This is a genomic window from Halomonas sp. THAF12, from assembly GCF_009363675.1.
GTDB classification, from domain to species: domain Bacteria; phylum Pseudomonadota; class Gammaproteobacteria; order Pseudomonadales; family Halomonadaceae; genus Halomonas; species Halomonas smyrnensis.
Genome location: NZ_CP045399.1, coordinates 2,586,462 through 2,599,614 on the forward strand (window position 1 = coordinate 2,586,462; position 13,153 = coordinate 2,599,614).

General features: G+C 71.2%; 12 protein-coding genes. 9 read left to right on the forward strand and 3 right to left on the reverse strand.

The window, feature by feature from the left end; genetic code table 11:
- The first annotated feature begins 4 nt into the window (after positions 1 to 4).
- The 8 genes from lptC to FIU88_RS11960 all read left to right on the forward strand — a co-directional run bounded on the left by lptC (position 5) and on the right by FIU88_RS11960 (position 5,514).
- On the forward strand, positions 5 to 589 hold the full coding sequence (lptC, locus tag FIU88_RS11925) for an LPS export ABC transporter periplasmic protein LptC (RefSeq protein ID WP_016854425.1): 585 nt from the start codon (positions 5 to 7) through the stop codon (positions 587 to 589).
- On the forward strand, positions 586 to 1,113 hold the full coding sequence (gene lptA / locus FIU88_RS11930) for a lipopolysaccharide transport periplasmic protein LptA (RefSeq protein ID WP_152479392.1): 528 nt from the start codon (positions 586 to 588) through the stop codon (positions 1,111 to 1,113). Before lptC ends, lptA begins: the two co-directional genes overlap by 4 nt.
- Positions 1,110 to 1,835 (forward strand): LPS export ABC transporter ATP-binding protein, encoded by a 726-nt coding sequence (lptB, locus tag FIU88_RS11935; RefSeq protein WP_016854427.1) that lies wholly within the window; start codon positions 1,110 to 1,112, stop codon positions 1,833 to 1,835. The genes lptA and lptB overlap by 4 nt, the downstream gene beginning before the upstream one ends.
- A 157-nt stretch (positions 1,836 to 1,992) precedes the next feature.
- Positions 1,993 to 3,393, forward strand: a complete 1,401-nt coding sequence (locus FIU88_RS11940; protein WP_152479393.1) for an RNA polymerase factor sigma-54 — start codon at positions 1,993 to 1,995, stop codon at positions 3,391 to 3,393.
- A gap of 112 nt (positions 3,394 to 3,505) precedes the next feature.
- Positions 3,506 to 3,817: a ribosome-associated translation inhibitor RaiA gene (gene raiA, locus FIU88_RS11945; RefSeq protein WP_016854429.1), complete on the forward strand. Its 312-nt coding sequence runs from the start codon at positions 3,506 to 3,508 to the stop codon at positions 3,815 to 3,817.
- Between the two features lie 3 nt (positions 3,818 to 3,820).
- Entirely contained in the window at positions 3,821 to 4,306 is a 486-nt protein-coding gene (locus FIU88_RS11950) for a PTS sugar transporter subunit IIA (protein WP_026068359.1), read from the forward strand.
- Between the two features lie 34 nt (positions 4,307 to 4,340).
- Complete coding sequence (rapZ, locus tag FIU88_RS11955; RefSeq protein ID WP_152479394.1) at positions 4,341 to 5,240, forward strand: RNase adapter RapZ; 900 nt, start codon at positions 4,341 to 4,343, stop codon at positions 5,238 to 5,240.
- Between the two features lie 4 nt (positions 5,241 to 5,244).
- Complete coding sequence (locus FIU88_RS11960; RefSeq protein WP_152479395.1) at positions 5,245 to 5,514, forward strand: HPr family phosphocarrier protein; 270 nt, start codon at positions 5,245 to 5,247, stop codon at positions 5,512 to 5,514.
- An 85-nt stretch (positions 5,515 to 5,599) separates the two neighbouring features.
- On the opposite strand, the gene pmbA is transcribed toward FIU88_RS11960, so the two are convergent.
- A complete protein-coding gene (gene pmbA / locus FIU88_RS11965; RefSeq protein ID WP_152479396.1) occupies positions 5,600 to 6,940 on the reverse strand; it encodes a metalloprotease PmbA in 1,341 nt (446 codons plus the stop codon).
- A gap of 125 nt (positions 6,941 to 7,065) precedes the next feature.
- Here pmbA and yjgA point away from each other — a divergent pair, with 125 nt between their 5' ends.
- A complete protein-coding gene (gene yjgA / locus FIU88_RS11970; protein ID WP_152479397.1) occupies positions 7,066 to 7,569 on the forward strand; it encodes a ribosome biogenesis factor YjgA in 504 nt (167 codons plus the stop codon).
- Positions 7,570 to 7,841: 272 nt separating this feature from the next.
- Here the strand turns inward: yjgA and tldD are convergent, their stop codons facing one another.
- Both tldD and FIU88_RS11980 read right to left on the reverse strand, forming a co-directional pair.
- On the reverse strand, positions 7,842 to 9,296 hold the full coding sequence (gene tldD / locus FIU88_RS11975) for a metalloprotease TldD (protein WP_152479398.1): 1,455 nt from the start codon (positions 9,294 to 9,296) through the stop codon (positions 7,842 to 7,844).
- Positions 9,293 to 13,153, reverse strand: coding sequence for a YhdP family protein (locus tag FIU88_RS11980; protein ID WP_152479399.1), 3,861 nt, complete (start codon positions 13,151 to 13,153; stop codon positions 9,293 to 9,295). Before FIU88_RS11980 ends, tldD begins: the two co-directional genes overlap by 4 nt.

A 13,153-nucleotide genomic window follows, 5' to 3' on the forward strand; every position in this document is an offset into this window, starting at 1 on the left:
CGCCATGCGCCTCCCCCGCCCCGGTTTTCGCACCTGGCTGTTCCTGCTGTTGCTCGCCCTCGGCGGCGGCCTGGCGCTGCTCGACCAGCGCCCCGAGGCACCGCCGGGCCCCGCGCCCCAGGGCGAGACGGGAGAGCCCGACTACTATCTGGAAGACGCGCACCTGACGCGCTTCGACGCCCAGGGCGCACCGCACCAGCGACTGACCACGCCGCGCCTGGAGCACACGCCGGTCGACGACGTCACCCGGCTGACCACGCCCCACGCCGAGCTCCGCGACAGCGAGGGCCGGCTGTGGCTGGCCGACGCCGAGCGCGGACGCCTGGAAGACGGTCAGCGCCTGCTCACCCTCCAGGGCCAGGCGGTGCTGACCGCCCCCGAGGAGCGCTGGCGGCTCGAGACCGAGCGCCTGCACTACGACAGCCTCGCCGGTCACGCCTGGAGCGACACGCCGGCGCGACTGAGCCAGCCGCCGCAGCGGATGCGTGGCGAGCGCTTCGACGCCTGGCTCGATGACAACCGCGCCCGACTGACCGACAATGTGCGCGGCCACCACCCGCCGGACACCCAGGAGGACCCCGAGTCATGACGCGATCCCTCGCCTCACTGCTCAGCGCCGCACTGCTCGCCACCGCGCTGGCCGCCCCCGGCGCCTTGGCGCTGGAAGGTGACGCCAGCGCCCCCATCCAGGTCGAGGCCGACCGGCTGGACCTCGACGATCGCGCCGGCACCGCCGTCTACCAGGGCGACGTGCGCATCCAGCAGGGCAGCATGCAGCTGACCGGCGACCGCGTGGAGATCCAGCGCAACGACGCCGGCCAGCTGACCACCGCCACCGCCACCGGCCAGCGCGCCTACCTGGAGCAGCAGCCCTCCCCGGATCAGCCGCTGGTCCGCGCCTGGGGCCGCACCGTGATCTACCACGTGGCCGAGCGGCGCATCGAGCTGGTCGACCAGGCCGAGCTGCACCAGGGCGGCGACACCTTCGACGGCGGCTACCTCGAATACTTCCTCGATCGCCGGGTGGTGCAGGCCCGCTCCGACGCCCAGGGCGTCGGCGAGAGCCAGCGCGTGCGCATGACCCTCGAGCCGGAACAGCAGGACGGCCCATGAAGACCCTGAGCGCCCGGAACCTGGCCAAGAGCTACAAGCGTCGCCGCGTGGTCCACGACATCAGCCTGGAGATCCAGCAGGGCCGCATCATCGGCCTGCTGGGCCCCAACGGCGCCGGCAAGACCACCTCCTTCTACATGATCGTCGGGCTGGTCCGCGCCGACGCCGGCCGTGTCGCCATCGACGACCGCGACCTCTCCGGCGCCGCCATGCATCAGCGCGCCCAGGCCGGGATCGGCTACCTGCCACAGGAAGCCTCGATCTTCCGCAAGCTGTCGGTGGCCGACAACATCATGGCGATCCTCGAGACCCGCCGCGACCTCGACCGCAGCGGCCGCAAGGCGCGCCTGGAGGCGCTGCTGGAGGAATTCCACATCACCCACATCCGCGACAACCTGGGCATGAGCCTGTCCGGCGGCGAACGCCGGCGGGTCGAGATCGCCCGGGCGCTGGCCACCGAGCCCGACTTCATCCTGCTCGACGAGCCCTTCGCCGGCGTCGACCCCATCTCGGTGGGCGACATCAAGGGCATCATCCGCCAGCTCAAGGCGCGCGAGATCGGCGTGCTGATCACCGACCACAACGTGCGCGAGACGCTGGACATCTGCGACGGCGCCTACATCGTCGGCGACGGCCAGATCATCGCCGAGGGTGACGCCGAGGAGATCCTCGCCAACCAGCGGGTGCGCGACGTCTACCTGGGCCAGGACTTCCGCCTCTGACCCCTTGGTCTTCGCAAGTCACTGATATACTGCCGCCATGCACGGACGGGCATGGTGATTGCCGTTGGCACGCTAATTGCTGCGAACACGCTTGCATGGCGGACGCCCGGGCACTAGGGTGGAAGACCTCTTCACCGCAGGATCGGACCGCTCGCCCATGGCCATGAAGGCATCCCTTCAACTGCGTGTCGGCACCCAGCTGACCATGACCCCTCAGCTGCAGCAGGCCATCGGCCTGCTGCAGCTCTCGACCCTCGATCTGCGCCAGGAGGTCCAGCAGGCCCTCGAGGCCAATCCCATGCTCGAGCTCGAGGACGACTTCGGCGAACAGGCCGTCAGCGAGACGCCGGACGACGACTGGTCGGACGAGATCCCGGAAGAGCTCAGCGTCGACAGCGACTGGTCCGACACCTTCCAGGACGCCGGCGGCAGCGGTGAGGCCCCCGACTTCGAGCGCCAGGCCGCCGGCCAGAGCCTGCAGAGCCATCTCGTCTGGCAGTTGGCGATGAGCGGTCTCGATGAGCGCGAGAGGCGCATCGCCGAGAGCCTGATCGATGCCGTGACCCCGGACGGCTATCTGGATCAGCCGCTGGACGAGCTGCGCGATGGCCTGCGCGCCCAGGGCCTCGAGGGGCTCGCCACCCGTGAGGTCGAAGCGGTGCTGCTGCGCCTGCAGCAGTTCGAGCCCACCGGGGTGTTCGCCCGCGATCTGCGCGAGTGCCTGCTGCTGCAGCTCGCCACCCTGCCCGATGACACCCCGCTGCTGCCCCAGGCCCGGCGCCTGGTGCGCCAGTTCCTGGAGGCCCTGGCCGGCAACGATCGCCGGCTGCTCAAGCGGCGCCTGGGGCTCGATGACGATACCCTCGAAGAGGTCATCGCCCTGATCCGCGGCCTCGACCCACGGCCGGGCAGCGAATTCGCCAGCGGCGACAGCGACTACGTGATTCCCGACCTGATCGCCCGCCACACCCCCCAGGGCTGGCGCGTCGAGCTCAACCCCGAGGCGATGCCGCGGCTGCGCATCCAGCCCGACTACGCGGCGCTGATCAAGCGCGCGGACAAGAGCGACGACAACCAGTTTCTCAAGGACCACCTGCAGGAGGCGCGCTGGCTGATCAAGAGCCTGGCCAGCCGCAACGATACCCTGCTGCGGGTCGGCCACGAGGTGATGACCCGTCAGATCGAGTTCCTCGAGCGCGGCGAGGAAGCCATGAAGCCGCTGATCCTGGCCGACATCGCCCAGGCCGTGGAGATGCACGAATCGACCATCTCCCGGGTCACCACCCAGAAGTTCATCCACACGCCGCGCGGCGTCTTCGAACTCAAGTACTTCTTCTCCAGCCAGGTCGGCGACGGCGAGGACGCCCACTCCAGCACCGCGATCCGCGCCCGCATCCGCAAGCTGATCGAGGGCGAGCCGCCACGCAAGCCGCTGTCCGACAGCAAGCTGGTCACCCTGCTCGCCGAGGAGGGCATCGAGGTCGCCCGTCGCACCGTCGCCAAGTATCGCGAAGCGATGCACATCCCGTCTTCCAGCCAGCGGAAACGCCTCGGCTGAGACCCCGCCGAAGGCGATTTCCAGAGCGTGAAAACGCGTCTGTCGCGGGGGGTTTGCAAGGCATCAAAAAGGGTTACAATCGAGTCACCACCCAAGGAGCAAGGAGCGTGTCATGCAAGTCAACCTCACCGGCCATCACGTGGAATTGACCGAGCCCCTGCGTGACTACGTGCAGGAGAAGCTCTCCCGCCTGGAACGTCACTACGACAACATCACCACCGTTCAGGTCACGCTCTCCGTCGAAAAAGAACGCCAGCAGGCCGCCTGCACGCTGCACGCCGCCGGTGCCGATCTGCACGCCGAAGCGATGGATGCCGACATGTACGCCGCCATCGACGCCCTTGCCGACAAGCTGGACCGCCAGCTCGTCAAGCACAAGGAAAAGACCCAGGCCCGCGCCCAGGGCGCCGCAAGCGTCCGCTGAGTCATGTCTCTTGAAACCATCCTTCCCCCCGAGCGCACCCTCTTCGGCGTGCCCGGGGGGAGCAAGAAACGGGTGCTGGAATTCTTCAGCACCTTCATTGCCCAGAACATTCCGAGTCTCGACAGCCAGGAAGTCTTCAGCCGGCTGATCGGGCGCGAACGGCTGGGCAGCACCGGCATCGGGCACGGGGTCGCCATTCCCCACTCCCGCAACCCGCACTGCAAGGCGCCCATCGCCGGCTTTCTCAAGCTCGCCGAACCGGTCGACTTCGATGCCATCGACGGCGAACCCGTCGACCTGGTGTTCGTGCTGCTGGTTCCCGAGGAAGCCGACGACGCCCACCTTGCCCTGCTCGGCCAGGTGGCCAGCGTGATGAACGACGCCGAGACCCGCAGCGCCCTGCGCCGGGCCGGCAGCCAGCGCGAGCTTCACGACAGCCTCCTCGACGCCATCCGACGACAGGCACCGGCCGCCAGCGGTCGCGGCTGAGCGCCGCCGCCTCGACCAGGAGACCCGACCCGTCATGCAGCTCGTCATCATCAGCGGACGCTCCGGCTCCGGCAAGTCGATCGCCCTGCAGGCCCTCGAGGACCTCGGCTTCTACGCCATCGACAACCTGCCGGCGATGCTGCTTGGCCCGCTGGTCGACGAGCTGCGCAGCGGTCAGTCCCTTCGCAGCGCCGTGGCGGTCAGCATCGACGCCCGTAACCTGCCCCACGCCCTGGAGCGCTTCCCGGCGCTGCTCGAGGACGTCCGCTCCCGCGACATCCAGTGCCAGGTGATCTATCTGACCACCGACGCACGCATCCTGCTGGAGCGCTATTCCGCCACCCGGCGCCGCCACCCCCTGACCCGGGACACCGAGATGACGCTGGCCGAGGCGATCGACCGCGAGGAAGACGCCCTGGCAGAGATCCGCGACCTCGCCGACCTGCTGATCGACACCTCGCGGCTCTCGGTGCACGACCTGCGCGGCCGCATCACCGACCAGGTGGCCGGCCATCGCCGCGAAGGGCTGACGCTGACCCTCGAGTCCTTCGGCTTCAAGCGCGGCGTGCCGCTCGACGCCGATATCGTGTTCGACGTCCGCTGCCTGCCCAACCCCTACTGGGACCCGCGGCTGCGCGAGGCGACCGGCCGCGACGACAGCGTGATCGCCTTCCTCGAGAGCTATCCGGTGGTCGACGAGATGGCCGCCGACATCCTGGCCTGGGTCGAGCGCTGGCTGCCCCGCTACCGGGCCAGCCAGCGCAGCTACCTGACCGTGGCGATCGGCTGCACCGGCGGTCAGCATCGCTCCACCTACCTGGCCGAGCGGCTGTCCCGGCGACTCGCCGAGACCCACGCCGGCGTTCGCCTGCGTCACCGCGAGCTCGGCCTGCAACTCACGCTCCCCGCCCCGAACGACGCCAAGGATCGCTAGTCACGTGCCCAGCCGCAAGCTCACCCTGACCAACAAGCGCGGCCTGCACGCCCGCGCCGCCACCCGCCTGGTGCAGTGCTGCCAGCCCTTCGCCTCGCGGGTCATCGTCTGCCACGGCGACCAGCAGGCCGATGCCGCCAACATCATGGCGCTGCTGATGCTGGCCGCCCCCTGCGGCACCGAGCTGACCCTGGAGGCCGACGGCGACGACGGCGAGGCGGTGCTGGACGCGCTGGAAGCCCTGTTCGAGGCCCGCTTCGACGAAGAGACCTGACGCGACACGCGACCGAGCCTCGAACGAAAAAAGCCCGCGAGTATCTCGCGGGCTTTGTGTTTGGAGTGTCGTTACCGTGGCCGGCTCAGCTGCCGGCCACGGTCATCTCGTCGATCAGCCAGCTGCCGGTGTGAATGCTGCCGCGGGTGTCGATGTCGTCGCCGACGCCGACCAGCCCCTGGAACATCGTCGCCAGGTTGCCGGCGATGGTGAATTCCTCCACCGGATGCTGGATGCGGCCGTTCTCGACCCAGAAGCCCGCGGCGCCGCGGGAGTAGTCACCGGTGACGCCGTTGACGCCCTGGCCCATCAGCTCGGTGACCAGCACGCCGCGATCCATGCGCGCGAGCAGGGCCTCCTGGGACTCGAGCGGCGCGGTGAGGCGCAGGTTGCGGGCGCCGCCGGCGTTGCCGGTGGTCTCCATGCCCAGCCGCCGCGCGCTGTAGGCGGACAGCATGTAGCTGGCCAGCCTGCCCTGGTCGATGAAGACGTTGTCGCGGGTCGCCACGCCATCGCCGTCGAAGGCGCTGCTGGCCATGCCGCGCATCAGTCGCGGCTTCTCCTGCAGCGAGAACCACTCGGGGAAGAGCGCATCGCCGAGGCGGTCGCACAGGAAGGAGGACTGGCGATAGAGGGTGCCGCCGGCGATGGCGCCGAGGAAGCTGCCGACCAGCCCCGACGCCAGGCTCGGATCGAACAGCACCGGCATCCGCCCGGTGGCCGGGCGCTGGCCGCCCAGCCGGCGCAGGGTGCGCCGGGCGGCGCTCTCGCCCACCGCCTCGGGGGCCAGCAGCTCGCGAGGATCGCGGGCGCTGGTGTAGTCGTAGTCGCGCTGCATGCCGTGCTCGTCCTCGGCGATCAGCATGCAGGACAGCGAATGGCGGCTGCCGCGCTGACTGCCCAGGAAGCCGTGACTGTTGGCATAGACGCGCACGCCCTCGCCGCTGGACAGCCCCGCGCCGTCGGAGCTCTTGATGCCTGCCTGGCCGCGCCCGGCATTCTCGCAGGCCAGCGCCAGCTCGACCGCCTCCTCGGTGGACAGCGCCCAGGGATGATGGACGTCGAGGTCCGGCAGTTCCCGGGCCATCAGCTCGGCCGGGGCGAGCCCCGAGGCCGGATCCTCGCCGGTATAGCGGGCGATGGCCATGGCCTTCTCGACCACGTCCCGGATCGACGCCTCCGAGGCATCGGTGGACGAGGCACTGCCCTTGCGTTGGCCGACATAGACGGTCACCGCGATGCCCTGATCGCGGGACAGCTCGACGGTCTCGACCTCGCCCTCGCGCACGTTGACCCCCACGCCCTGGTCGACGCTGGCGCCCACCTCGCAGGCATCGGCGCCGAGCCGGCGGGCCAGCGCCAGGGCCGCCTCGGCGCGGGTTTCCAGCAGCGACTGCTGGGCGACGGCATCGAAAGCCTGTGTCATCGTCTTGACTCCTCACTCGACCGGCCACGCGGCCGATACACAACATGGTCGTTTGGCCAGCCCGACGCGGCGGGCTGGTATACTGGGCCGATGCCTAACGCCCCTCTCATGAATCAGGACGCCGCATGACCCAGGATGATTTCTCTCCGGCCGACGAACGGCCCAGCAAGTCGCAGCTCAAGCGCGAGATGCATGCCCTCCAGGAGCTCGGCGAACGGCTGATCGCCATGCGCGAGGCCGAACGCGACCGCTTCCCACTGTCCGACGACCTGCTGGCGGCCATCGAGGAAACCGGCCGCATCCGCGCCCGCGAGGCCCGCCGCCGGCACATGCAGTACGTCGGCAAGCTGATGCGCCGCGAGGACCTCGAGGGCATCCAGGCGGTGTTCGACGAGATGGACCGCGAGCAGCTGCGCCGCGACCACGCCTTCCATCGCCTGGAGCAGTGGCGCGACCGCCTCATCGAGGACGACGACGCGCTCGAGGCCTTCATCGCCGACTACCCCGGGGTCGACCGCCAGGCCCTGCGCCAGCTGATCCGCAACGCCCGTCGCGAGCGCGATCAGGGCAAGCCGCCGACCAACGCCCGCCGGCTGTTCAAGCTGATCCGCGAGACCGCCGAGCTGTAAGACGCCTCAAAAAGCCCAAGACGCTATCTCTCAGTCGACCAGCCAGGGATGGGCCTTCCCGGCGACAAGGCTCCGCGAGGCGCTGTGAACCCATCCCTGGGCGCTACTTTTGCCCTTCGGCGCTCTCGCATCCTGCTTCGCTTGCAGGACCGGTGCTGGCCATCCATGGCCAACCCGTTCGGCGAGAATCGCCTCACCCATGGCAAAAACCCTCGCTTCACCTTGTCCCCGGCGCCCATCCCCATCAGTTCCGTTCCGCAGCGGCTTCCTTGCTACGACTGGGTGCCGCCGACGGTCAGCTCGTCGAGCTTCAGCGTCGGCTGACCGACGCCCACCGGCACGCCCTGCCCTTCCTTGCCGCACACGCCGATGCCGGTATCCAGCTCCAGGTCATGGCCGATCATCGACACGCGGCCCATGGCCTCCGGGCCGTTGCCGATCAGGGTCGCGCCCTTGACCGGCGCGGTGATGCGGCCGTCCTCGATCAGGTAGGCCTCGCTGGCCGAGAACACGAACTTGCCCGAGGTGATGTCCACCTGGCCGCCGCCGAAGCTCACGGCATAAATGCCGCGGGAGACGCTCTTGATGATGTCGGCGGGGTCGTCCTGGCCGGCGCGCATGTAGGTATTGGTCATGCGCGGCATCGGCATGTGGGCGAAGGACTCGCGGCGGGCGTTGCCGGTGGGCGCCATGCCCATCAGCCGGGCGTTGAGCTTGTCCTGCATGTAGCCGGTGAGGATGCCGTCCTCGATCAGCGTGGTGCACTGGGTCGCCGTGCCCTCGTCGTCGACGGACAGCGAACCGCGACGGTCGGCCAGGGTGCCGTCATCGACCACGGTCACCCCGGGCGCGGCCACCCGCTCGCCCATGCGCCCGGCGAAGGCCGAGCTGCCCTTGCGATTGAAGTCGCCTTCGAGGCCATGACCCACCGCCTCGTGGAGCAGGATGCCCGGCCAGCCGGCGCCCAGCACCACCGGCATCTGACCGGCCGGGGCATCCACGGCGTCGAGATTGACCAGCGCCTGACGCACCGCCTCCTTGGCGAAGCGCTCGGCGACGTTCTCGTCGCGCAGGCGGGACATCGGATAGCGGCCACCGCCGCCGGCGCTGCCGCGCTCGCGGCGGCCGTCGCGCACCGCGATCACGCTGACGTTGAAGCGCACCAGCGGCCGCACGTCGGCGGCCAGGGTGCCGTCGCTGGCACGCACCAGCACCACCTCGTAGACGCCGGTCAGCGAGGCGCTGACCTGGCTCACCGACGGGTCGGCGGCCCGGGCCACGCGATCGGCCTCCTTGAGCATGGCGACCTTCTCGTCGGCGGAGAGTCCGGCCAGCGGATCGATGCCGGCGTAGCGGGCGGCCGGCGCCGTCACCACGCGCGGGGCGGCATCCACCTTCCGGCCGCTGCGCACGATGCCGGCGGCGGTGCGGCCGGTCTCGGCCAGGGCTTCCATGGAGATCTGGTTGGAGTAGGCGAAGCCGGTCTTCTCGCCGGCCAGGGAACGCACGCCGACGCCGCCGTCGATGTTGTAGCTGGCCTCCTTGACCTCACCGTCCTCCAGCACCCAGCCCTCATGCCAGCTGCGCTGGAAGTACAGATCGGCGTAGTCGATGCCGGCGCCCATGGCGTGGCCGAGGCCGGTGTCCAGGGCATCGAGATCGAGCCCGCCGGGGGTCAGCAGCGCCTCGGCGGCCTGGTCGAGCAGGGGTTGCGTGTGTGATGTCATTCGGCACTTTCCAGAGCGATGCGCGGCGAGGTCCAGGGCCCCTCCACGCGATAGTGAATTCGGGTCACGCGGTCGAGGGCGTCGCCGAACAGCTTGTCGGCGATGAACAGCGCCCCTCCGACCACCGGCGCCCCGGCGATCACCGCCGCCAGGGGCAGGTTGTTGCTCACCGGCAGTGTGATGCCCAGACGCTGGTCGAGTTCCCGCCGCGCCAGGTCGACGCTGCCGTCGAGGGTGAAGCGGGTGGCCGGACCATCGATCTCGACCGGACCGCGGGTCTCCAGCACTCCACCATACAGGGTCGCATCGCCGCTGACACGATCGAAGGCGGTGCCATGCCCGGTGACGTCGGAGAAGTCCAGGGTCAGCCGGCGCAGCAGGTTGTCCACGTTGAGCAGGCCGACCAGCCGCGCCGAGGGCGATTCCAGGTTGACGAAGCGACCGTCACGCAGCGCCACCGCCAGGTTGCCCCGGGAACGCGCCAGGGCGAACTGCCAGGGGGCACCGGGCCAGGCCAGCTGACCGTCGACCCGGGTGTCGGCGTTGCGGATCGCCACCGGCTGGCCGAGCGCCTCCAGGGCGCTGCCCAGATCGCGGCCGTCCACGTCCAGCCGCGCCCGGGTCAGGCTGGCCTCGGGGCCGGCGGCCTCCCAGGTCAGGCTGCCGCGGGCGTCGATCTCGCCCAGCGTCAGCGCCAGCGGATCGATCACCAGCCGATCCGACTCGGTCCGCCACTGGGCGTTCAGGGGGCCGAACGGTCGGCCCTGATAGCTCAGCTCGTCGACGCTCAGCCGGCCCGCCGGCAGCGCGCCGAGCGAGGCCGGCATGGCGGCCGGCGTCGGCGGCACCTCGAGCTCCTCGAGCAGGCGGCCGCCTCCCTCCAAGGCCGGGGCCGACTCGGCCGGCAGCAGGCCATCGAGGCGCAGCCGCGCCAGCGACACGTCGAGCGGCTGGGCAAGGTCCGGCCGGTAGGCCAAGCGGCCGGTCAGCAGGCTGCCGTCCAGCGCCAGCTCCCAGCCGCCGGACAGCGGCTGGCCCTCGACGATCATCGAGCCGAGGCAGCGCTGCTCGACGCTCAGGCAGTCGGTATCCAGCATCAGATGGGCGATGGGGCTGCGGCCCGAGCCGCCGGCGGAACCCTCGAGCGCCCCGCCGGACAGCGGCGCCAGGGCGCTGCCCCAGGCCCGGGCATCGAAGCGCGGCAGATAGGCCTGCAGCGTCCAGCCGGGCTCGCCGGGCCAGGTCGCGGGCGCCTCCCGCCCGAGCCAGGCCTGGCCCTGACCGCCGCGTCCGGGGCGCCAGCGCCAGCCGAGGCTCGTGCCCAGGCGGCCCGACCAGGGCCCGGACTCGGCCAGGGCGAAGGTCAGGCGCAGGTCCCGCGGCGTGCCGGCCGCCTTGCCCAGCGGCGCCGGCAGCGCAATGGCCAGGTCACGCAGCTCGCTCGACAGGCTCAGGGTCGGCGTGTCGGCATCGAGATCGACGCTGCCGCGCCAGGCCAGCGGGCCGGCGAGCACGTCGCCGATGCCGGCCGGCGCTCCCAGCTCGGTGAGCGCCCCGGGCCGGGCGGTGCCCGACAGCGCGACACGCCCCTCGCCGGTGGCCAGCTCGGCGTCGACCGGCCCGCCCAGCAGCCGCCCGCTCAGGCGGCCGTCGAGGGAGCCCGCCTCGCCGCGCTGATGCCAGGCCAGCGGTCCCGTGATGTCGTGGAAGACCAGCCCGCTGGCCGAATGGGTCAGGCGCGTCAGATCGGCGTCGCCGGCGATGTCGAGACGCAGCGAGTCGGCATCGTCGAGCGCCATCTCGAGGTCGAGATCGGCCTCGAGGCTTCCCTCGCCTTGCCAGTCGGCGACCGCCTCGATGCCGTCCACGGGCATCGCGGCGAGATAGCGCGCCAGCGCCGGCGCGTCGGCGACGAGCGGCCCGCTGACCGACAGTCGATCGTCCTCGAGGCGCACCTCGGCCTCACGGGTGCGGATGCCCAGGCTCTCGGCGGTGTCCACCTCGGCCTCGAGGGTCTCGCCACGCAGGCGCAGGCGGCCGGCCACGCCCTCCAGCGCCGGCCAGCCGTCGGCGAACGGCAGCCGCCCCTCCTCGACGTCGAGATCCAGATCCAGCGTCGGCTCGATGGAGGAAAGCCCGGTCTGCTCGTCGCGCAGCGGCACGTGCAGGCGCAGCGCGCCCGCGGGCACCCGACCGGCCAGCCCGGCGGACAGCCAGTCGGCGAGCGCCGGGGCTTCCTCGCGCAGCAGCACCATCGGCAGCCAGTCGACCAGCGGCCGAGAGCGGGCGTCCACGTCGCGGAAATCCAGCGCGAGACCGAAGCCGCCGCGGCCGGGGCCACCGGTGGCCAGGCCGAACTCGCCGCTCACCTCGGCGCCGCGCCAGCCCGCCGAGAGCTGCCGTCCGCTGACGAAGCCGCGCTCGCCGTCATAGCGCCAGCTCACCTCGCCGCTGGCATGGTCGAGCGACATCGGCGCCTCGAAGACCTCGGGGAAAGCCAGTTCCGTGCCCTCGCCGCCGACGAAGCGCACGCTGCCGTGATTGCCGTCGGCCTCCAGCCACAGCGCCAGCGGACCGCCGCCCGGGGCCTTTTCCCAGGGCGCCACGCTCACCCCGCTGGCACTGACCCGGGCCCGCCAGGTGCCGTCTTTCAGGCCGGCGCCGAGGGCATCGACGCGCCCGCGCGGGGCCAGCGTGGCCACGCCGCGGTCCAGCGCCTCCGGCAGCGGCAGATGCGAGCGCCAGGCGGCCAGGGCCTCGAGATCGAAGGGGCCGGTGGTGAGCCACCAGTCGCTGTCGTTGCCCCGCAGGTACCAGTCCCGCGGCAGGGCGCGCGACGCGGACGAGGCCTCGGGGCCGGCGGTCTGATCGGCATCGGCCTGTACCCAGGCCTGCCAGTCCTCCGCACCGGCCGCGCGTCGCCACTGGCCGCGCAGCGTGGCGTTCTCCAGCACGATGTCCGGCGCCGCGGCCGCGTCATCGTCCGGCCGGCTCAGCGCCAGTCGTGGCGAGGCGACGTCGAGGCGCGCATCGGCCAGGCGCCCATGGGTCCAGCGCCCCCATAGTCGTGCCTCGCCCGTCAGGTCATCGAAGTCCGGCAGCGCCTCGACGCCGAACAGCGACGACAGCCCGGTGAGGCTGTCGAGACTCATGTCGGCCTGCAGGGCCGCGCCGAAGTCGTCGAGCCCCTCGCCCGGCACCAGCTCCATGACCACCCTCGCGGCCTCTCCCGACCGGCCGCGCAGCCGTACCCGCCCCTCCAGATGCGTGCGCCGGGCGTCGCCGACCATCAGCAGACGCGGCGCCTCCAGCACCGCCTCGCGCTCGCGGCCGTGGAGCACCAGCTCGATGTTCTCGGCCCAGGCGCGCTGGCGCAGCAGCACCCCGACCCAGAAGTCCAGGCGATCGAGATCGAATTGGCCGTCGGGAATCAGTTCGGGGGGCACATCGGCCGGCTCCGGCCAGCGCCAGCGACCGTCCGCGGCCTGGTAGAGGTGCAGGGTGATGTCGGACAGCCGTGCATCGGCCACCACCGGCATGCCGTCGCGCAGGCTGGCGCCGGCATCGAGCCGCAGACGAGCGTCGCCGAGCTCGAGCAGGGGCCGGTCACCGCTGGCCGCACGCAGCGAGAGCCCGCGCAGCGCGAGCTCGGGATCGAGGCCGGACACTCCGCCGTCGAGGGTGTCCAGATGCACCGCGGCATCGAAGCGCGCCGAGAGCAGCGCTTCGAGGCGGGGCGTCAGCTGGTCGACCTGGCCGAGCAGCAGGCGCAGCACCAGGGTGAGCAGCGCCACCAGGGTGAGCGCCGCCGCCAGCAGCGTCAGGGTCCAGCGAATGGCCAGGCGGGTCCTCGACAT